This window comes from Streptomyces parvus (assembly GCF_014648875.1).
GTDB lineage: Bacteria > Actinomycetota > Actinomycetes > Streptomycetales > Streptomycetaceae > Streptomyces > Streptomyces parvus.
Genome location: NZ_BMRY01000009.1, coordinates 282,088 through 301,374 on the forward strand (window position 1 = coordinate 282,088; position 19,287 = coordinate 301,374).

The following is a 19,287-nucleotide window of genomic DNA, read 5'->3' on the forward strand; positions in this document are numbered from 1 at the left end:
CATGACCGCTGTCCTGACCCGGCCCGTACCGTCACCGGCGGCCGGGCCGCCCGCCGCCGCCCGCTCCCCGTGGGCCGCCTGGCGCGGCCGTTGGCCGCTGCTGCCGCTGGTCGCGACCGTCCTGCTGCCCGCCCTCCCCTACGGAACGTCGGGCGGGGGCGGCCCCGCCGACGTGGCCTCGGGGATCGCGGTGCTGGTGTGCGTGGGGCGGCTGCTGTATCTGCGGCAGCGGCCGCTGAGCGCCGGCGCCGCGCTGGTCCTGGGGCTGCCCGCGGTGGGCTTCGCGGTGGCCACGGTCGCCGCGGCGGACCCGGCGGCCGCCCTGCCGGGGCTCGTGCGCTACCTCCAGGTCTTCGTCCTGGTACCGGCTGCGGTGTTCCTGCTGCTCAGGGACGCGTACGGGTTCCGGATCGTCGCCGGTTCGCTGGTCCTCCTCGCGGTCGTCCAGGGCGTCACGGGCGTTCATCAGTACGTCACCGGGACCGGCGCCTCGTACATGGGCGAGGACATCCGGGCGGTCGGCACCTTCGGGCCCAGCGACATCATGGGCATGGCGACCGTCGTCGCCTACGGGCTGCTCGCCGCGGCGGCCTGCGCCCTGCGCACCCCCAGGAGCGCCCCGGCCTGGCTGCGACCGACCGCCGCCGTCCTCGCCGTCGCGCTGATCGTCCCGCTGACGCTGTCGTTCAGCCGGGGCGTGTGGATCGCCACGGCCGCCGCGGTGCTCGTCGCCCTGGCGCTGAGCGGGCGGCGGCAGGCACTGGCCTCGCTGGCCGTGCTGGGTGCGGCGGGCGTGGTCCTGGTCGGCGGGTTCGGCATCGGCTCAGAGATGATCGCGGACCGGGCCGCCAGCGTGACCCGCGTGACCAGCACCCCTGACCGGTCGGTCAGCGACCGCTACGCGATGTGGAGTGCGGCGGGCGCGATGTGGCGCGAGCAGCCGGCCGCCGGGGTCGGCCTCAAGGGCTTCCCCGACCACCGGGACGGGCACGCCTCGATCGGGCTCTCGTCGGGGAGCGACACCGCCGGGGCGGGACAGGAGTTCCGCCGGCAGGCCCTCCTCTCCCCGCACAACATGTATCTCCTCGTCCTCGGCGAGCAGGGCCTCATCGGGCTGACCGCGCTCGTCGGCAGCTGGGCGGCGATCCTGGTCGGCGCGATCCGCCGGCTGTGGCTCGCCCGCTCGCGCGCGAACGCCGCGCTGGACTGCGGTCTGGTGGCGGTCGCCCTGATGACCTGGCAGAGCGTCAACTTCCTGTACGCGGACATCGGCGGGCCCACCACGGTGCTCAGCGGTGTCGTTCTGGGGCTGGCCGCCTGGTGGGCGCTGGCCGAGCCGGACCGGGTGAGCGCCGCATGACCGATACCGGTACGGGCACGGAGGCCGGGGCGCGGCCGGCGGACGCGACGGCGGGCCCTTCGCTGCTGCCGGCCCCGGGGTCAGGACCGGAAGGGCCCCGGTCCCCCGGCGGCTCACCGGAGACGGGGAGCGGCGAGGCGCCCCGGCTCGGGGCCTTCCTCGCCCGGGCGGCGGCGGGCACGGCGGTGCTGACCGTGCTGGCGGCCGTCCTGGGTCTGGTGCGGGATCAGGCCATCGCCCGGTACTTCGGGGCGAGCGACGCGAGCGACGCGTTCCTGATCGCCTGGACCGTGCCCGAGATGGCGGCGACGCTGCTCATCGAGGACGGGATGGCGCTCCTCCTCGTCCCCGCGTTCAGCCTCGCTCTCACCCGTCGCGCCTCCGGCGACACGGAGGGAGGCGCCGACCCCGTACGGGAGCTGGTGGCGGCCACACTCCCCCGGCTCTTCCTGCTGCTCTCCGGTGGCGCGGCGCTGCTCATCGCGGGCGCGCCGTGGGTGGTGGGCGTGCTGGCCCCGGGGCTCGCCGATCCCCGTCTCGCGGTGGACTGCACCCGGCTGACCGCGGTCACCGTCCTCACCTTCGGGATCACCGGCTACTTCAGCGCCGCGCTGCGCGCGCACGGCAGCTTCCTGCCGCCGGCCGGAGTCTATGTCGCGTACAACCTCGGCATCATCGGGATGACGCTGGCCCTGCACGCGGCGTGGGGGGTGCGGGCGGCCGCGGCGGGCGTCGCGGTGGGCAGCGCGCTGATGATCCTCACCCAGCTCCCCGTGCTCCTGCGGCTGGTGCCGCTCGCCCGGCCGCGCCTGCCGCGGCTCGGGCGGCGGGCGGCGCGGAGTGCTCCGCTGCTGGGGTTCGCGGTGCTGGCCCCGGTGGTCGTGTTCGTGGTGAGCCGTCAGTCCCAGGTGCTGGTGGAGCGGTTCCTGGCGTCCACCCTGCCCGCCGGGGCGATCTCGCATCTGAACTACGCGCAGAAGGTCGCGCAGATGCCGATGGTGCTGTCGCTGATGATCTGCACGGTGACCTTCCCCGTCGTCGCTCAGGCCATGGCCGCCGGGGAGCACGAGAAGGCCCGGCGGCGGGTCGAGAGGGACCTCGGTCTCGCCGGGATGGTGGTGCTGCTCGGCACGGCGGTCGTCCTCGGTTACGCACCCCAGATCGTCGAAGTGCTCTTCCAGCGCGGCGCGTTCGACGCTGCCGACACCGCGTCGACCGCCCAGGTCATGCGGGTCTACGCGCTGGGGCTGCTGGGGCACTGTCTCGTCGGCGCGCTGAGCCGGCCGTTCTTCTCGTCCGGGCGGCCCACCTGGTTCCCGGCGTTCGCGATGGGGACCGGGCTGCTGGTCACGATGGGGGCCGGGTACGCGCTGACGTACCGCTTCGGCGTGGACGGCATCGCGACCGCCAACGCGATCGGGATCAGTTCCACGGCCCTGCTGCTCCTGATGGGCCTCGGCACCCGGGTGGTACCGATCAGGGCCCGGGACGTGGCGCTGTCGCTGAGCCGGCTCGCCGGGGCGTCGCTGGCGGCTGGTGCGGCGGGCTGGGCGTGTGCCCCGCTCGTCCCCGATCCGGTGCTGAGCCTGGCTGCCGGGTGTCTCCTCGTCCCCGCCGTGTTCTTCCTGACCGGCCTCGCCCTGCGCTCGCCCGAGGTCCTTTCCCTGCTGGCACTCATCCGACGGAGGTTCCTTGATGGCCGCTGAATCCTCGGCACATCGCGCCGACGCTCGCTCGTCCCGGCTCCGCCCGCACACCCGCCGTCAGCCGTGGATCCTCACGTACCACTCGGTGACGGACCCCAGCGACGATCCGTACGGCATCACGGTCTCGCCCGAGCGGCTCGACGAGCAGCTGTCCTGGCTGCGCAGCCGGCGGCTGACGGGGGTGGGCGTGTCGGAGCTGCTGCGCGCCGGGGCATCGGGGCGGCGCGGGCTGGTGGGGCTGACCTTCGACGACGGGTACGCGGACTTCCTCGACGAGGCGCTGCCGGTGCTGCGCAAGCACGGCTGCCGGGCGACGGTCTTCGTCCTGCCCGGCCGCCCGGGCGGGGTCAACGAATGGGACCCCCTGGGTCCGCGCAAGCCGCTGCTCACCCACGACGACATCCGTCGGGTCGCCACCGCGGGCATGGAGGTCGGCTCGCACGGGCTGTACCACCAGGACCTGACGGGGCTGTCCGACGAGGAGTTGCGGCGCGAGACCGCGGACAGCAGGGCGCTGATCGGTGATCTCACCGGCTCGCTCCCGGAGGGCTTCTGCTACCCGTACGGCTTTCTCGACCGCCGGGTCGCCCGGGCCGCGCGCCGGGCGGGTTACGGCTACGCGTGTGCGCTGACGCCCGGTCCGCTGCTCAGCCGGTTCGCCCTGCCCCGTACCCACATCAGCCAGGCGGACCGGGGGGTGCGGCTGTGGGCGAAGGATCTGCGGCACGGGCTGCGGCAGGTGGCGGTGCCCGGTGCGGGTTCCCGGACCGCCGTGCCGGTGCGGGCGGGCGGTCCGCGGTGAGGGCGCTGCACGTCATCACCGGGCTCGGGGTCGGCGGCGCCGAGCGGCAGTTGCGGCTGCTGCTGCGTCATCTGCCGGTGGAGTGCGATGTGGTGACGCTCACCAACCCGGGGGCGGTGGCCGAGGAGCTGCGGTCCGACGGGATCCGGGTGACACACCTCGGGATGCGCGGCAACCGGGACCTGTCGGCCGTCGGACGGCTCGCCCGGCTGATCCGGGACGGCCGCTACGACCTGGTCCACACGCACCTCTACCGGGCCTGTGTGTACGGCAGGATCGCGGCGCGCCTCGCGGGGACGCGGGCCACCGTGGCGACCGAACACTCCCTGGGGCGGGCCGAGATCGAGGGCCGCCCGCTCACCCGCTCCATCCGCGCCCTCTACCTCTCCACCGAACGGCTGGGCGCGGCGACCGTCGCCGTCTCCTCCACCGTGGCCTGGCGACTGCGGGACTGGGGCGTGCCCGCCGACCGGATCAGGCTGGTGCCGAACGGCATCGACGCGGACCGGTTCCGCTTCGACGGGGAGCGGCGGGCATCCGTGCGGTCCGCCCTGGGCGTCCCCGAGGACGCGTTCGTGGTCGGCGGGGTCGGCCGGCTGGTGCCGGGCAAGCGGTTCGACGTGCTGATCCGCGCGGTCGCCGCCCTGCCGGAGGCCCGGTTGCTGCTGGCCGGGGACGGGCCCGAGGCCCGGACGCTGCGGGCCTTGGCACTGCGCCTCGGGGCGGTGGACCGGATCCGGTTCCTCGGGGAGTGCGACGAGGACGGGGAAGGACCGGTCCCGGGTGTTCCGGCGCTGCTGAGCGCCCTGGACGTCTTCGTCTCCACCTCCCGCGAGGAGTCCTTCGGGCTGGCCGCCGTGGAGGCGCTCGCCGCCGGACTCCCCGTGCTCCACGACGCCTGCCCCGCCATCGACGACCTGCCCGCCGCCCACGCCCCGGGGGCGACCCGGATCGCCGGGAGCCCCGAGGAGCTGACGGACCGGCTGCGGCAGCGGATACAGGCCGGCCCGGACCGCCGCTCGCCGCCCCGAGCCGTCGGCCACTACGACATCCGGCGCAGCAGCGAGCGCCTGATGGACGTGTACGCGTACGCCCTCGACACCGCCCCACCGAACCGGAGAGCTCATTCATGACCGACTCACCCGAGCAGCAGCGACACCTCGTCGCCCGTCGGCTGCGCACCGCCCTCGCCCGGCTGCCGCACTGGTGGCCGCTGCCCGTCAGCGTGCTGATCGGGACCGCCTCCGGGCTCTCGTACGGCGCGCTCGCCACCCCGCAGTACGAGGCCACCAGCTATGCGATGGCGGTCGCGGAAGGGGACACGGACCCCGCGGCGGCGCTGGGGTACGCCCAGTCGTACGGGCGGCTGACGACGAGCGACGCGACCCTCTCGTACGCGCAGGGCGCGGCGGGCGAGCCGGTGCGCGAACTGCGGTCCCACGTCACGTCGGAGACGTCCCCGGATTCGCCGATGATCGCCGTGACCGGGACCTCCTCGGACCGCCACAAGGCGGCGGACATCGCCAACGCGGTCATCGAGGCCGTCATCGTGAGCAGCGGCCACGTCTCCAAGGACACCGGGGTCAAGCTGATCAAGTTCACCCATGCCATGACGCCGGACCAGCCGGTCTCGCCGTCGGTGCCGCTGGGCGCCGCGGTGGGTGCGGCGGCGGGCGGGCTGCTGGGCGGTCTGGTCCTGTTGGTGCGTCCGCGCCGGGAGGGCTGGAGCGTCTCGGCCCAGGTGCCCGGTCCGGCGGCCGGGGGCACCGGTGCCGTTCAGGACGAGCGGGAGCTCGTCCGATGACGGCGCACCGGCCGGGCGGCCTGGCCGTGACGTTGTGCCGGGACTTCCGGGAGTTCGGCGCACTCGCCGGTGAGTGGGACGCGCTGCACCGCCGCTGCGCCACCCCCACCCCGTTCCAGAGCCACGCCTGGCTGCACTCGTGGTGGATCTCCTACGGTCAGGAGGGCCGGCTGCGGGTGCTGCTGGTCCGCCGGGCGGGGCGGCTGATCGGGGCGGCGCCGCTGATGCTGGTGCACCGTCCGATGCCGCTGCTCGTCCCGATGGGCGGGGCCGTCTCCGACTTCTTCGACATCCTCCTGGACCAGGAGGAGGCCGGGTACGCGGTGGGGGCGCTGGGGCGCGGTCTGGACCGGGCGGCCCGGCACACCGTGGTGGACCTGCGGGAGGTCCGTCCTGACGCGTCGGCGCAGTTGCTGTTCGGGCGGTGGCCGGGGGCCCGGAGCAGGCTCACGGACTCGACCTGCATGGAGCTGCCGGCCGAGCCGCTGGACGACCGCGTGGCGCGGCTGACGGGCTCGCGGGGCCAGCGGCTGCGGTCGAAGCTGCGCAAGGTCGACGCCCTGGGCATCGAGGTGCACCGGATTCCGCAGGACGGGGTCCCCGCCGCGATCAACACGCTGCTGCGGCTGCACGAGCGGCAGTGGGAGGGCCGGACGGTCAACCCCGAGCATCTGCGGGCACGGTTCTCGGACCATCTGATCCGGTCGGTGGGGCGGATGGTGGGGGACGGTACGGCGGCCATGACCGAGTTCCGGCTGAACGGCGAGGTGGTGGCGTCCAACCTGTCGTTGCAGTCCGGGCAGTTGACGGGCGGCTATCTGTACGGTGCGGATCCGGCGCTGCGCGAGAGGAAGGTCGATGTGTCGACGATGCTGCTCCGCGAGGTCGCCCAGCAGGCCTCGGACGGCGGGCGCACGGTGCTGAGCCTGCTGCGCGGCGCGGAGAGCTACAAGAACCACTGGGGACCGGTGCCGGTGGTCAACCAGCGGCTGTTGCTGGCCCGGCCGGGTCTGGAGCCGCTGCTGCGGCTGCGCGAGTCGCAGGTGGCGGTGCGCGAGCGGGCGGTGGAGACCGTGAAGGCCCGGTTCCCGGCGGCGCGGGACTGGCACGAGCGGTTGTCGGGGCTGCCGATGATCGGACGCTGACTCGCCGGGCGTACGCCGGACGGCGGCGTCGGAGATATCACCTATGAACAGATCCGTTACCGTCCGGCGTCTTTCGCGTTGTCAGGGGGTGCGGTCCTCGTGTCCGCAGCACAACCCCCTTCTTTACTAGGAGTTCTCCATGTCTCGTATGACGAAGGTCGCCGCTGTCATGGCCGGTACCGGCGCCCTGATCGCCGGCGGCGCCGGCATGGCGTCCGCGGACGCCGGTGCGCAGGGCCTCGCCGCCGGCTCCCCCGGGGTCGGTTCGGGCAACGTCGCCCAGGTTCCCGTGCACGTCCCGGTGAACGTCTGCGGCAACACGATCAACGTGATCGGCCTGCTGAACCCGGCCTTCGGCAACACCTGCGCCAACGTCGACGGCGGCCACCACAACGGCGGCGACTACGGCTACGGCCGCTGATCTGCCGTAGTTCCGGAACGGCCGGCTCCCTCCGTGCGGAGGGGGCCGGCCGTTCCTGCGTCCGGCCTCAGGCGTAGCGGTAGACCTTGCTGTGGTCGAGGAGTTTCCTCGGGGTCACCCGCCAGGGGGGCATCGCCTCGTCGAGGCCGAAGACGTAGTCGCGGTCCGGGCCGGGTGAGGCGGGCTTGCGGCCCGGCCGGTAGGCCGACTTGGGATGCGCCTTACGCCAGCGGTCCCAGATCAGGTCGATGAAGGAGTGGTGGAGCCAGAACACCGGGTCCTCGGGGGAGGCCGCGCCCGCCATCGGACCGCCGACCCACTGGTGGACCCGGTTGTGCAGGCCGACCGTGCGCACGCCCCGGATGCCCCATCCCTCGACGCGGTTGCGGAAGCCCTCGGTGCAGACGCTGTTCCAGGGCGCGGTGTCGTAGACGGGGTCCTTGAGGGCCCGCGCCAGGTCGTTCGCGGTGGGCAGGGAGACCGGGTCGCTGCCCGGCCTGCCGAAGTTGCGGGTGAGGTAGTGCTCGTCGGTGACGCCCCTGCCGACGCTCCAGTTGCCCGCCGCGTAGGCGAACGGGCCGGTCGTGACCCGGCGGTCGCCGGGCCTGCCGTTTCCGCCGAGGAAGTCCTCGGCCCAGAGCGAGGACGTCGTCCGGTTGTCACGGGTCCAGTCCCAGTAGGGGACGCTGACGCCCGCGTCGACGCGCTGGAGCGCCTTCTCGAACTCCAGCAGGTACTGGCGGTGCCAGGGGAAGAACGAGGACGTCATGTGCGCCGGGCGCGGGCGGCGTTCGGTGTCCATGACGTAGTACTCCCGGTGCATGACGACGAAGTCGTCGTAGCGGCCCGAGCGCTTCAGTTTCAGGATCGCGTCGACGAGCCGGCGCTTCTCGGTGCGCGTGAGGTCGCGCTGGTTCTTGCGGGTGTACACCGGTGCTGCTCCTCCTGGTTCACATGTGGTGCGCGGCGGGCGGTGCGAGCCGGGCGGTGCCGAGTTCGTCGACGGCGGCACGGGCCGTCTCCAGCAGCGTCGGATACGACTCGTAGTGCCGGACGTCGCTCAGATACGTGCCGTCCGCCCTCCTCATGACGTGCAGCGGCCTGCCGTCGATACGGATCTCGGTGACCGGTTCGGCGGCGACCGCGCCCCGGTCGTCGGCCGGGGCGCCCGCGGGGACGACGACGGTCGTCGTCCCCCGGATCTCCCGGCCCCGGTACATCTCGGCGAACTCCTCCGTCGTGGCCCGGGAGCCGGATCCGGAGCCGGGCCCGGGCGCCGGTGCGGGACCGTCCGCGGCGGCCGGGTCGCGGTCGAGCAGCGGGAGCAGGGCGCCGGCGGTACCCGTGACCACGGCGGCGGTGAAGGCTCCGCGCAGGACGGTCCGGCGGGAGGGAATGCGGGTGCCGCCCGGTTTCGCGGGGGTGGGGCTCATGAGATGACTACCTGCCTCTCGTTAACTCGTCCGAGGTGCTTCTGATGGCGATGTTGACAACGAGGCGGTGGCGAAACAGTTCTCGTGCGTGGGGCGTACGGCGCACACAAGTGGGGCGCGTTCCGGCAAACGCGTGAGGGTGCGGGGCGATCGGCGGCGGCGGGCCGCGTCGCGGGGGCTCCGGTGACCGGCGGACCGGAACATGGCCTGGCGAACCGTGGAGGTGGTGGGCATGACCGTTCCGTATCAGCCGTCCGGGGACCGTGTGGAGCGCGCGGCGGACGTCGACCTGGCCGACCCGGCGTTCTGGCGGCTGCCGCGCCCCGAGCGGCTGCGGGCCTTCGCGCTGCTGCGGGAGCTGGACGCGCCGGTGCTGTTCACGCCCCGGCCCGGTACCGCGCGTACCGCCGGAAAGCCGTTCTACGCCCTGGTGCGCCACGCCGATGTGCGGACGGCGAGCCGTACGCCCGGGGTGTTCGCGAGCGCTCCCGGGGTCACCACTCCGGAGCCGGCCGGCTGGGCGAAGGCGCTGTTCGGGAACTCGATGGTCAACATGGACGGGTCCGAGCACGCGGCGCTGCGCCGGATCATCTCGCGGCGGTTCACCCCGCGGCTGCTGGCGGGCGTCGAGGAGAACGTCGGGCGGCTCGCCGGGCGGCTGGTGGACGAGCTGATCGCCGAGCGGCCCCGGGACTTCGTGCCGTCGGCGGCCTCGCGGCTGCCGCTGGAGGTGATCTGCGACCTGATGGGCGTCCCGAAGGCCTACCGGGCGCGGATCTCCGAGCAGATCGACCAGGCGTCGGAGCATGTCGGCGTCGAGCGACGGGGCCGGGCCCGGATCCGGATCCCCGGGCGGGGGCTGGCGTCCCTGGCCCGCATGCAGTGGGGCATGGGGCGGCTCGCCGCGGAGCGCCGCCGTCGTCCCGGGGACGACCTCGTCTCGGCGCTCGTGTGCGCGGACATCGACGGTGAGGCGCTGTCGGGGCGGCAGTTGGGAGCCTTCTTCTCGCTGCTGCTGGTGGCCGGGGTGGAGACCACCCGCAACGCCATCGCGCACGGGCTGTTCCTGCTCGACCGGAATCCGGATCAGCGGGAACTGCTGCGGTCCGACTTCGACCGGTACATCGGCGGGGCCGTCGACGAGATCGTGCGGCATTCGACTCCGATCATCCAGTTCCGCAGAACGGTCACCGAAGAATGCGCACTGGGCGGTCGCACATTCCTCCCGGGCGAGAAAGTCGCACTCATCTACGCCTCCGCCAATCGCGACGAGGCGGTTTTCACCCATCCGGATCGCTTCGACATCACCCGCTCGCCCAATCCCCATCTGGGATACGGCGGCGGGGGCCCGCACCACTGCCTGGGCGCGCATCTGGCTCGCCTCGAAATGACGGCCCTGTTCCGGGAGCTGATCGACCGACGCCCCGTCATGCGGGATCTGGGAGACCCGGGACTCGTCGATTCGAATTTCGACAACCGCGTCGGATCGCTGCCGTTCACGTTCGGCCCCACATTCACCTGAACGGCACGCCCGCAACGCCGAATACGATAAATGGACTCCCTCCGCATGCCGCCGGGGCATGATGATGAAACTCTCTCCCCACCGGGCCGGACGGGCCGGAATTCATCACAGCCAGGAGGAGCAATGCCGGCCAAGCGCCGACTCTTCGTTTCGTGTATCGCGGCGCTTGCTCTCAGCCTCCTGGCGGGTGGCGGCATCGCTGGCCAGTCGCCTCCGGGCACCGATTCCGTCGACGGCGCGGCCCCCGGCGGGCCGAGGGCGGGGAGCGCTACGGCGCACGGGGCGTATCTGGACTACGGGCCCGAAGGGGTCAGCCGGATGGCCGAGTTCTCGCGCTGGCTGGACGGGGCGGAGCTGCGGGTGGGGCACACGTATCTGCCGGGCGATCTGTGGGTGAACATCGAGGGCTCCCCCGATTTCCTCGACTCCTGGGCGGAGTGGAGACGGGCGGACCCGGACCGGATGTTCGTCCTGAACGTACCGATGCTGGAGCGCAACGAGGAGCGGGTCCCGGACGGCGAGGTCCGCACCCTGCTCCGGGCGGGTGCGGCGGGCGACTACGACCAGCACTTCACCCGGCTGGCGGAACGCCTGGTGGAGCTCGGCGTTCCGGACACCGTGATCGTGCTCGGCTGGGAGATGAACGGCACCACGTACACGCACCGGTGCGGCCCGGATCCCACGTCCTGGAAGGCGTACTGGGAGCGGATCGTCTCGGCGATGCGCGCGGTGCCCGGTCAGGAGTTCCGCTTCGACTTCACCCCGAGCCGGGGGCGGGACGCGGTGCCGTGGACCGAGTGCTACCCGGGCGACGACGTCGTCGACATCATCGGGATGGACTCCTACGACCAGCCTCCCGGTGAGACCTTCGACGACCAGATCACCGACCCGTACGGGCTCCAGAAACACGTCGACTTCGCCGCGGAGCGCGGCAAGCCGATCTCGTTCCCGGAGTGGGGGCTCTTCCGCAACGGCGACAACCCCGAGTACATGCGGCGGATGCTGGAGTGGATCGACCGGCACGAGCCGCTCTACCAGACGGTCACGGACTACTGCCCGCACGGTGTCTGGCAGTGCGGGAGCAATCCGCGGTCCTCGGAGGTGTTCCGGACGATGATGACCGAGATGGCCGCGCCCGCCGAGCCCTCCCCCAGCCCGACGCCGACACCCACCCCCACTCCGGCGGACCCGAGTCCGTCGCCGACCGTCCCGCCGTCCGGCCTGCCCTCCCCGCCCGTGTCCCCCTCGCCCACGTCGCCGGGGGCCGGTACTCCGCCCGGTCGCCGGTGGTGCGTCACCCTGCCGTCCGCCGAGTGGCTGGGGCCGTGGCTGCCGGAGCGCGAGATCTGCTTCCGCTACTGACCCCGGGCATGGAAACGGCTCCGGCCCGCCGGTCGGGGGCCGGAGCCGTCCACCCACACGGGTCCAGCGCGGGGGCAGGGGGACGAGCAACCGCTTGTCACCCCACCAACGCGGGCACGTCCCGCTCCGTCACGCCGCCGAACGAGGGACGGCTCGCGCGTGTCCCGGTCACGCCGCACCGGGCGCGGTCCGGGGCGACGCGCGACCATGGAAACCTACAGAGGGTGGTGAGGTGCAATGGCATCCGCCGATGAGGGCTTCCCGGCGGAGCCCGGCCCGCTGCCCTCCGGGGACGGGCGGGGACCGGTTCGCATGGCCGACGACGCGGCCGCGGTGGTCGCCGGGGACGGCACGGTCATCGGCTGGACCCGCGGGGCCGAGGCGCTGCTCGGGTATCCGACGGCCGAGGTGGTCGGCCGGTCCGCCGCCCACCTGCTGTCCGGCCCGCCGGACCCCCGCCGGACGGCCGCGGTGGCCGCGCGCTGCCGGACCGGGTCGGCGTGGAGCGGACTGGTCTCCCTGCGGGGCCGCGACGGCCGGTCCCTGGACATCGATGTGCGGGTCACCGCCTCGTTCCGGATCGCCGGGCAGGAGGTATTCCTGGTGTCCGGGCGGGAGCTCACCCCGCACTGGACGATGAGCGGGTCCGTGCTGGACGACTTCATGTCCCGGTCCCCCGTCGGGATGGCCGTGCTCGACCCCGGTCTGCGCTACCTCTGGCTCAACGACACCCTGGAGCGGTTCGGCGGCGTACCGCGCGAGCAGCGTCTGGGGCGCCGGCCGGGCGACGTGCTGCCGACGGCCCTGGCGGCGCCCATCGAGCGGCTGATGCGGCAGGTCCTGTCGACGGGCGAGGCCGTCACGGACTACGAGTACCTGGGGTGGAGCTGGGCCGATCCGCACCGCCGACGGGCGTACGCGAGCTCGTTCTTCCCGCTGGCCGACGCCCAGGACCGGCGGATCGGCGTCGGCTACATGGTCCGCGACGTCACCGACCGGTGGAACGCGCGTCGGCTGCTCGCGCTGGTCAACGAGGCCGGGGCGAGCATCGGCTCCACCCTGGACGTACAGCGTACGGCGCAGGAGCTCGCCGACTTCGCGGTGCCCCGGTTCGCGGACTTCGTCTTCGTCGACCTGCTGGAGAACCCGTTCGGCGGTGACCGGCCCGGGTCGGCCACACCCGCCGAGGGCGAGCGGCCCGCCATGCGCCGGGCTGGCATGAGCTCGGTGCGCGAGGGCTGCCCGGAGGCGGTCGTCCGGGTCGGGGACGCGGTGGACTTCGTGCCACCTCCGCACGACGCGCACTTCCTGTTGGCGGGCGCCCCCGTGCTGCTGCCGGTGCTCGACCCCGACAGTCACGGGTGGACGGTGGAGCACCCGGCGCGGGCCGCCCGGATCCGGGAGTTCGGGCTGCACTCGTTGATCTCCGTACCGATGCGGGCCCGCGACACCGTGCTGGGGCTGACCACCTTCATGCGGTCGCAGAATCCGGTGCCGTTCGACGAGGACGACGTGGCGCCCGCCCGGGAGCTCGTGGCACGGGCCGCCGTGTGCGTGGACAACGCCCGCCGCTACACCCGGGAGCACACCGCGGCTCTCGTGCTCCAGCGGAGCCTGCTGCCGCAGACGCTGCGCGGCGGAACAGCACTGGACGTGGCGTGGTCGTACCTCCCCGCGGACGCGAAGGACGGGGTCGGCGGGGACTGGTTCGACGTGATCCCGCTGTCCGGAGCCCGGGTAGGCCTGGTCATCGGCGACGTCGTCGGGCACGGCATCGGGGCCGCCGCGACCATGGGCCGGCTGCGTACCGCCGTACAGACCCTTGCCGACATGGATCTGCCGCCGGACGAACTGCTGGCCCGCCTGGACGATCTCGTCCTGCGGCTCAGCGAGGAGGAGCGCGCGGGGGGTCCGGCGGAGCGGGGCGGCTCGACGGTGGTCGGGGCGACCTGTCTGTACGCCGTCTACGACCCGACGAGCGGCTGCTGCACCATGGCGCGGGCGGGCCACCCCCCGCCGGTGATCGTCACGCCGGACGGGGCGGTCACCTTCCCGGACCTTCCCTCCGGGCCGCCGCTCGGGCTCGGCGGGCTGCCCTTCGAGTCGCTGGAGGTGGTCCTGCCCGAAGGAAGCCTCCTCGGCCTCTACACGGACGGCCTCATCGAGGGGACCGACAGGGACGTCGAAAGCGGCATGGAGCGGCTGGGCCGGGAGGTGTCCCGGGGCGGACTGCCGCTGGAGGACCTGTGCCCGGCGGTGGTGAAGGAACTGCTGCCCGTCCCGCAGCCGGACGACATCGCGCTGCTCCTCGCCCGGACGCATGTCCTGAGCCCGGAGCACCTGGTGTCGTGGGACGTCCCCGTCGACCCCGCGGCGGTCGGGGAGACCCGGGCGAAGGTCTCGCGCCAGCTGGAGGCGTGGGGGCTGGAGGAGCTGTCGATGACGACGGAGCTGATCGTCAGCGAGCTGGTGACCAACGCGATCCGGTACGCCTCCGGGCCGGTACGGCTGCGGCTGCTGTTCCAGGCGGCGCTGACCTGCGAGGTGTCCGACGCCAGCAACACCTCGCCGCGGCTGCGGCACGCCAGGACGACGGACGAGGGAGGGCGGGGCCTGTTCCTCGTCGCGCAGCTCGCCCATCGGTGGGGCACGCGCTATACGCCTCAGGGGAAGATCATCTGGGCGGAGCAGCCGATTCCCTGAGCCCCGCGTCCGGCGACTGCTCGCGGGCGAAGAGGCGGGTCAGTGGACCGTCGGCCCGGATCAGCTCGTCCCAGGTGCCCTCCTCGACGATGCGCCCGCCGTCCAGGACGGCGATCCGGTCGGCCCTGCGGACGGTGGCCGGGCGGTGGGCGATCACCAGGGTCGCCCGGGTGGCGGAGTCGGCCGCGAGTGCCCGGGCCAGTTCCGCGTCGCCCCGGTGGTCCAGGTGGGCGGTCGTCTCGTCCAGGACGAGGACGCGCGGGCCGCTCAGCAGACCCCGGGCCAGGGCCACCCGGGCGCGCTGACCGCCGGAGAGGGTCGCGCCGCGCTCGCCGACGGCGGTGTCAAGACCGTCGGGCAGGGCGTCGGCAACGGTGTCGACGCCGCAGATCCGGGCCACCGCGTCCAGCTCGTCCGCCGTCGCGTCGGGGGCGCCGAGGCGGAGGTTCTCGGCGAGCGTGCCGTGGAAGAGCGGGGCCTCCTGCCCCACGACGGACACGGCGGCGCGCAGGTCGTCCTCGGCGAGGTCCCGCAGGTCGACGGGGTGGGCCGGGGCGGAGGGCACGAGTTCCACGGTGCCTTCGGCCGGGTCCCAGTAGCGGGCCAGGAGGTGGGCGCAGGTCGACTTGCCGGCCCCGGACGCTCCGACGAGGGCCACGGTCTCCCCCGGCCGGACGGTGAGGTCGACGCCGTCCAGCACGGCCGCTCCGCCGTAGCCGAACCGTACGCCGCGCAGCCGCAGGCCGAGCGGGCCGGGCGGTACGGGGCGGGGGTCGGTGGCGGCGGGCGCTCCCGCAGGGGCGTGCACGGCGGCCCGGACCCGGGCCGCGGCGGCGCGCAGACCACCCGCCCTGCCGAGCGCGGCCGCCGATTCGGCGACCGGGGCCAGGGCGCCCAGGGCGAGGGCCATGGCGGCCGGGGCCCATGCCCCGTCGAGGCGTCCGGCGGACGCGGCGTCGGCGGCGGCCGCCACGACCCCGATGACGGCGGCGACGACCAGCAGGTCGCGGGCCGCGCCCGCACCGGTCTCCCACGACTGTTCGGCGCGCTGGGCGCGGGCGAGGCGCCGCCCGGCGGACCGGAGCCGGGCCCGCCTGCGGTTCAGCGACCCCGTCATCAGGAGCTCGCGCAGTCCGTCGACGCTCTCCACGGTCTCCGACGACAGCTCGGCGAGCGCGCTCCGGGTGCGGTGCCCGCGTTCGGCCCGTCCGCGCGCCTCGATCAGCGGCGACCAGACCAGGAGGAGGGCGGCGGGTACGACGGCGAGCAGCAGCCAGGGCCCGAGGGCTGCCAGCAGGGCCGCCGACACCGTGAAGACCACGCCGGAGGCGAGGAGTTGGGCGATGGCGTGGGCGTAGAAGAACTCCAGTGCCTCGACGTCCCCGAGCGCGGTGGCCGCGAGGTCGCCGCTGCGCCGGCCCGCGATCCGGGCGGGGGCGCTGCGGGCCAGTCCGTCGAAGACCCGCACGCGCAGTCCGGCCAGGACCCGGTAGGCGAGGTCGTGCGAGAGGTCCATCTCGCGCCAGGTGGCCAGCGCCCGGAGGAGGACGAGCCCGATCAGGACGGCGACGGTCCCGGGGGCGGGCGGGCGGTGCTCGATGACGGCGGTGCCCACGGTGTGCGCGGCGAGGGTGACCAGGGCCACCAGGGCGGCCTGGTCGACGAGGGCGGCCAGGCAGGTGCGGAGCACGGTGGCGCGGTGCGCGCCGAGGACCGGGAGGAGGGAACGCAGGGCGCCGGTCGGGGCCGAGTCAGGGGACCTGTAAGTGGGCGGGGCAAGGGACGGTGCCTGGGCCGGGTCCGGAGCCTGGGTCGGGGTCATGCGGCGCGCTCTTCCTCTGCGGTGTGTCCGGCCGCGACGAGCGAGGCGTAGACGCCGCCGCCCGCGAGCAGGGTGGTGTGATCGCCCGTCGCGGCCACACGGCCCGCGTCGAGGACGACGATGTGGTCGGCGTGGCGGACCGCGTCGAGCCGGTGGGCGACGACGACGCAGGTGCGGCCGCGGCCGGCCGTCGCCAGTGCCCGGACGATCCGGGCCTGACCGCGTTCGTCGACGGCGCTGGTGGCCTCGTCGAGGATCAGGACCGGGGCGTCGGCGAGCAACGCGCGTGCCAGGGCGAGCCGTTGGCGCTGTCCGCCGGAGAGCGTGGCGCCTCGTTCACCGACGAGCGTGGCGTACCCGTCCGGCAGCCGGGCGATCTCCTCGTCGATCCCGGCGGTGCGGGCGGCGGCGCGCAGTTGTCCGTCCGTGGCGGACGGGCGGGCTATGCGGAGGTTCTCGGCGATCGTGGCGTGGAAGAGGTAGGTCTCCTGCGAGACGACGGCGATGCCCCGGCGCAGCGAGGCGAGGGTGTACGCGGCGGTGTCCGTGCCGGACACGGTGACGCGGCCACCGTCCGGGTCCCGCTGCCGCAGCAGGAGGCTCAGCACGGTCGACTTGCCCGCGCCGGACGGGCCGACGACGGCGGTCGTGCGCCCGGCGGGGGCCGTGAAGGACACGCCGTCGAGGGCGGGCCGGGCACCCCCGGGGTGGGTGAAGTGCACGTCCTGGAAGCGGATTTCGGGCGCGCTCTCCCAGGCTGCGGTCACGGTGCCCCGGTCCGGGACGGCGGCCTCGGCGGTCCGCAGGGCGGCGATGCCGTCGGCCGCCGACACCCCGAGGTAGCCCGCGTGCCATTCGCGGGAGAGGTCGCGGACGGGGCGGAAGCATTCGGAGGCGAGCAGCAGCAGGAGGTAGGTGCCGGTGGCGGCGGTGCGGCCGGTGGCGGCCGAGGAGCACGCCACGAGGACGGCGGCGACCGTGCCGCCCTGGACGGCCAGGTCGGTGAGGCCGGTGTCGACGAGCGAGACCCGCAGTTTGGCGACGGTGCTCCGGTGCAGGGCGGTCGACCGCCGCTCCAGCCGTTCCCGTACGCGGCCCACGGCACCGGCGTTGCGCAGCGTCGGCATCCCCTGGAGGGCTTCCAGGTAGTCGGCGGCGAGGGCTTCGTAGGTGTCCCAGTGTTCCTTGCCGCGTCGCGCCAGCAGCCGGTCCCACGCGCGCGGCCCGAAGAGGGCGAGCAGCAGGGCGGGCGCGAGGGCGAGGGCCGCGTACGGCTCGACGAGAGCGACGGCGACGAGCAGCAGCGGCGGTACGGCGGCGGTGATGAGGAGTTGGGGCAGATAGCGCGAGAGGTACGCGTCGACGCCCTCGACCCCGTCCACCAGCGTGGCCCGTACGGCTCCGGCCCGCGCACCGGTGATCGCGGTGGGGCCGAGCGCGCCGAGCCGCTCCATCAGGGTGTCGCGCAGCCTCACCCGTACGGTGGCGCCGGCCGTGACGGCGGTCAGGCGCTGGGCGCGGCCGAGGGCGGCGCGGACCAGGACGACGGCGATCACGGCCGCGAGCAGGGGGGCGAGGGCGCCCGTCTCCCCCTGCGCGATCCGGGAGAGCACGAGGGCGAGGAGGACGGCCTGGGCGAGATGGGTTGCGGTGACCGCCGCGAGGAGTGCGGTGGCGAGGCCGAGCGGGCGCCGCGCGGTGCGCGCGGCGCGCAGGAGTTCGGGGTGGAGCATCATGGGCGTTCTTCCTCGCCGGACGAGGCCGCCGGGGCGGCGGATGCCGTGGGTGGGGTGGCTGGAGTGGCTTCGGTCGTGAGGGAGTCCGCTGCCGATGGGGGTGCGCCGAGGGCCAGCCCGTGCACGATCCAGTCGTGTCCGGGGGTGTCGCCGAACGCCGCGCCCAGGTCCGCCTGTTGCCAGGAGCCGACGGGGCGTGAGCGCAGGCCCAGTGCGGTGGCGTGCGCCTGGGCCGCGCCGGCCGCGTATCCGGCGACGAGGTGGCTGCTGCGGACGGTGGCGTGCGAGGCGTCGTCGGGGCAGCCGTGGGCCAGGAGCACCGCGCCCGAGGTCGCGATCCACTTCTGGCCCGCGGCCCAGTGGGCGAGGGTGGGGCGCGCGTCGCCCGCGGCACGGACGTCGAGGCCCGGCCCGCCGGGTGCCGCTGCGTACAGGGCTGGGGCCGCATTGCCCACGGCCACGGTCCACGCGGGCCCGTCCGGCCGCACGTTCCCGGCGGTGGCCAGGATGCGGGACAGGAGCTCCTTGCCGGGCGGGCGGTGCAGATCCTCGGGAGGGGCGCTGCGGCGCGACTCCAGGGCCTCGTCGGTCACCTGACCGGGGCGCGACGCCGGGTGCCAGGTGCCGCCGGGCCGCCCGGGTGCTTCGCCGATGTGGTGCAACAGGTGCCGTGCCGCGGCCAGTTCACGGGGTGGTGTGGTGTCGGCTCCTGGTCGTGGCATCGGGGCCGAGCCGCGGGGCAGCGCGGCCCAGGCTCTCAGCGGCGGCTCGATGCCGGACGGGCCGCCCGGGGGCGTCAACAGGAGTGCCGCGAGGGCCAGTTCCGGCTCGGTGCCCGGCCAGGCGTCCTGCCAGTCCGGGGCGTCGGGCAGTCCGGCGGCGGCGGACAGGAGGGAACCGTCCGCGTCGAGGGAGACCAGCACATCGGTGGTCGTGGCCCCGGCCAGCGCGAGGGCGGCGGCGGCATGACCCGTGTCGAGCAGCAGCAGCGGCCAGGCCCGGTGACCGTAGTGCGCGACGGTCCGGGACGCGACGACGGCGAGCACGACGAGGGCGCCCGGGGGCACGCCGTCGGGGGCCGGGCCCCGCAGGTGGGCCCGGTGGGTGCGCGGGTCGTAGGCATAGCGCCCGGGCGGCAGCGAACAGCCCCGCCCGAGCAGGAGGTGGGCACGCACCGGGTGCAGGGCGCCCGCCGAGGGAACGGGTCGCAGCCGGCCCGGTGTGCCGACGGGCGCGGCCAGGGAGAGCCGCAGCACACGGTCCAGGTCGATCGCGTCCCCGAGTTCGCCGGCGTTCGCGGTCACGGGCGCGTTCCAGGGAAACGGTCGCTCCGGCGCGTACGGGGCGAGCCCCGGAACGCGTGGCGACCGGGCGTCCGCGAGTGCCGCGCGCAGGAGGTCCGGAGCGGCGGGCGGGACGGCAACCGCCCCACGAGCGGGCCCGGCGGGACGGTCCGGCGTGTCGGGCATGC

15 protein-coding genes are annotated in these 19,287 nt (G+C 74.3%); 10 read left to right on the forward strand and 5 right to left on the reverse strand.

All coding sequences use genetic code 11. The annotated features are described in order from the left end of the window. Position 1: 1 nt before the first annotated feature. The 7 genes from IE140_RS26520 (at position 2) to IE140_RS26550 (ending at position 7,238) form a co-directional block, all read left to right on the forward strand. Positions 2–1,360, forward strand: a complete 1,359-nt coding sequence (locus tag IE140_RS26520; RefSeq protein WP_093442362.1) for an O-antigen ligase family protein — start codon at positions 2–4, stop codon at positions 1,358–1,360. Then, positions 1,357–3,066: a murein biosynthesis integral membrane protein MurJ gene (gene murJ / locus IE140_RS26525; protein WP_150196707.1), complete on the forward strand. Its 1,710-nt coding sequence runs from the start codon at positions 1,357–1,359 to the stop codon at positions 3,064–3,066. Before IE140_RS26520 ends, murJ begins: the two co-directional genes overlap by 4 nt. Then, positions 3,056–3,868, forward strand: coding sequence for a polysaccharide deacetylase family protein (locus IE140_RS26530; RefSeq protein WP_150196706.1), 813 nt, complete (start codon positions 3,056–3,058; stop codon positions 3,866–3,868). The genes murJ and IE140_RS26530 overlap by 11 nt, the downstream gene beginning before the upstream one ends. Continuing rightward, positions 3,865–5,001: a glycosyltransferase gene (locus IE140_RS26535; protein WP_150196705.1), complete on the forward strand. Its 1,137-nt coding sequence runs from the start codon at positions 3,865–3,867 to the stop codon at positions 4,999–5,001. Before IE140_RS26530 ends, IE140_RS26535 begins: the two co-directional genes overlap by 4 nt. Beyond that, complete coding sequence (locus tag IE140_RS26540; RefSeq protein ID WP_150196704.1) at positions 4,998–5,672, forward strand: YveK family protein; 675 nt, start codon at positions 4,998–5,000, stop codon at positions 5,670–5,672. Before IE140_RS26535 ends, IE140_RS26540 begins: the two co-directional genes overlap by 4 nt. Beyond that, positions 5,669–6,817: a GNAT family N-acetyltransferase gene (locus IE140_RS26545; protein ID WP_093442348.1), complete on the forward strand. Its 1,149-nt coding sequence runs from the start codon at positions 5,669–5,671 to the stop codon at positions 6,815–6,817. Before IE140_RS26540 ends, IE140_RS26545 begins: the two co-directional genes overlap by 4 nt. 139 nt (positions 6,818–6,956) lie before the next feature. Next, on the forward strand, positions 6,957–7,238 hold the full coding sequence (locus IE140_RS26550) for a chaplin (RefSeq protein WP_032765433.1): 282 nt from the start codon (positions 6,957–6,959) through the stop codon (positions 7,236–7,238). A 67-nt stretch (positions 7,239–7,305) separates the two neighbouring features. Here IE140_RS26550 and IE140_RS26555 read toward each other — a convergent pair whose 3' ends face one another. Both IE140_RS26555 and IE140_RS26560 read right to left on the reverse strand, forming a co-directional pair. Continuing rightward, positions 7,306–8,169: a tyrosinase family protein gene (locus IE140_RS26555; RefSeq protein WP_109181137.1), complete on the reverse strand. Its 864-nt coding sequence runs from the start codon at positions 8,167–8,169 to the stop codon at positions 7,306–7,308. 19 nt (positions 8,170–8,188) lie between these two features. Next, complete coding sequence (locus tag IE140_RS26560) at positions 8,189–8,671, reverse strand: tyrosinase family oxidase copper chaperone (protein WP_150196703.1); 483 nt, start codon at positions 8,669–8,671, stop codon at positions 8,189–8,191. A gap of 232 nt (positions 8,672–8,903) precedes the next feature. Here IE140_RS26560 and IE140_RS26565 point away from each other — a divergent pair, with 232 nt between their 5' ends. The 3 genes from IE140_RS26565 (at position 8,904) to IE140_RS26575 (ending at position 14,258) form a co-directional block, all read left to right on the forward strand. Next, the gene (locus IE140_RS26565; RefSeq protein WP_150196702.1) at positions 8,904–10,193 is read left to right on the forward strand and encodes a cytochrome P450; all 1,290 of its coding nucleotides are present in this window, start codon (positions 8,904–8,906) and stop codon (positions 10,191–10,193) included. A 123-nt stretch (positions 10,194–10,316) separates the two neighbouring features. Continuing rightward, positions 10,317–11,555, forward strand: a complete 1,239-nt coding sequence (locus IE140_RS26570) for a glycoside hydrolase family 26 protein (RefSeq protein ID WP_189460763.1) — start codon at positions 10,317–10,319, stop codon at positions 11,553–11,555. A 237-nt stretch (positions 11,556–11,792) separates the two neighbouring features. Next, positions 11,793–14,258 carry a SpoIIE family protein phosphatase gene (locus IE140_RS26575; RefSeq protein ID WP_150197572.1) on the forward strand — a complete coding sequence of 822 codons (2,466 nt, stop codon included), beginning with the start codon at positions 11,793–11,795 and terminating at the stop codon, positions 14,256–14,258. Here the strand turns inward: IE140_RS26575 and IE140_RS26580 are convergent. Genes IE140_RS26580 through IE140_RS26590 form a run of 3 tightly spaced genes read right to left on the reverse strand, consistent with a single transcriptional unit; the run spans position 14,230 to position 19,285 of the window. After that, complete coding sequence (locus IE140_RS26580; RefSeq protein ID WP_150197571.1) at positions 14,230–16,080, reverse strand: ABC transporter ATP-binding protein; 1,851 nt, start codon at positions 16,078–16,080, stop codon at positions 14,230–14,232. The genes IE140_RS26575 and IE140_RS26580 overlap by 29 nt on opposite strands. After that, positions 16,077–17,816 (reverse strand): ABC transporter ATP-binding protein/permease, encoded by a 1,740-nt coding sequence (locus IE140_RS26585; protein WP_150197570.1) that lies wholly within the window; start codon positions 17,814–17,816, stop codon positions 16,077–16,079. The genes IE140_RS26580 and IE140_RS26585 overlap by 4 nt, the downstream gene beginning before the upstream one ends. Further along, entirely contained in the window at positions 17,813–19,285 is a 1,473-nt protein-coding gene (locus IE140_RS26590) for a nitroreductase family protein (protein WP_425281912.1), read from the reverse strand. Before IE140_RS26590 ends, IE140_RS26585 begins: the two co-directional genes overlap by 4 nt. Positions 19,286–19,287 lie beyond the last annotated feature (2 nt).

Coding starts and splice junctions, on each gene's coding strand:
- murJ (WP_150196707.1), top strand. CDS start 1,357: ATGACCGATACCGGTACGGGCACGGAGGCCGGGGCGCGGCCGGCGGAC.
- IE140_RS26590 (WP_425281912.1), bottom strand. CDS start 19,285: ATGCCCGACACGCCGGACCGTCCCGCCGGGCCCGCTCGTGGGGCGGTT.
- IE140_RS26545 (WP_093442348.1), top strand. CDS start 5,669: ATGACGGCGCACCGGCCGGGCGGCCTGGCCGTGACGTTGTGCCGGGAC.
- IE140_RS26560 (WP_150196703.1), bottom strand. CDS start 8,671: ATGAGCCCCACCCCCGCGAAACCGGGCGGCACCCGCATTCCCTCCCGC.
- IE140_RS26575 (WP_150197572.1), top strand. CDS start 11,793: ATGGCATCCGCCGATGAGGGCTTCCCGGCGGAGCCCGGCCCGCTGCCC.
- IE140_RS26520 (WP_093442362.1), top strand. CDS start 2: ATGACCGCTGTCCTGACCCGGCCCGTACCGTCACCGGCGGCCGGGCCG.
- IE140_RS26565 (WP_150196702.1), top strand. CDS start 8,904: ATGACCGTTCCGTATCAGCCGTCCGGGGACCGTGTGGAGCGCGCGGCG.
- IE140_RS26585 (WP_150197570.1), bottom strand. CDS start 17,816: ATGATGCTCCACCCCGAACTCCTGCGCGCCGCGCGCACCGCGCGGCGC.
- IE140_RS26550 (WP_032765433.1), top strand. CDS start 6,957: ATGTCTCGTATGACGAAGGTCGCCGCTGTCATGGCCGGTACCGGCGCC.
- IE140_RS26540 (WP_150196704.1), top strand. CDS start 4,998: ATGACCGACTCACCCGAGCAGCAGCGACACCTCGTCGCCCGTCGGCTG.
- IE140_RS26530 (WP_150196706.1), top strand. CDS start 3,056: ATGGCCGCTGAATCCTCGGCACATCGCGCCGACGCTCGCTCGTCCCGG.
- IE140_RS26570 (WP_189460763.1), top strand. CDS start 10,317: ATGCCGGCCAAGCGCCGACTCTTCGTTTCGTGTATCGCGGCGCTTGCT.
- IE140_RS26580 (WP_150197571.1), bottom strand. CDS start 16,080: ATGACCCCGACCCAGGCTCCGGACCCGGCCCAGGCACCGTCCCTTGCC.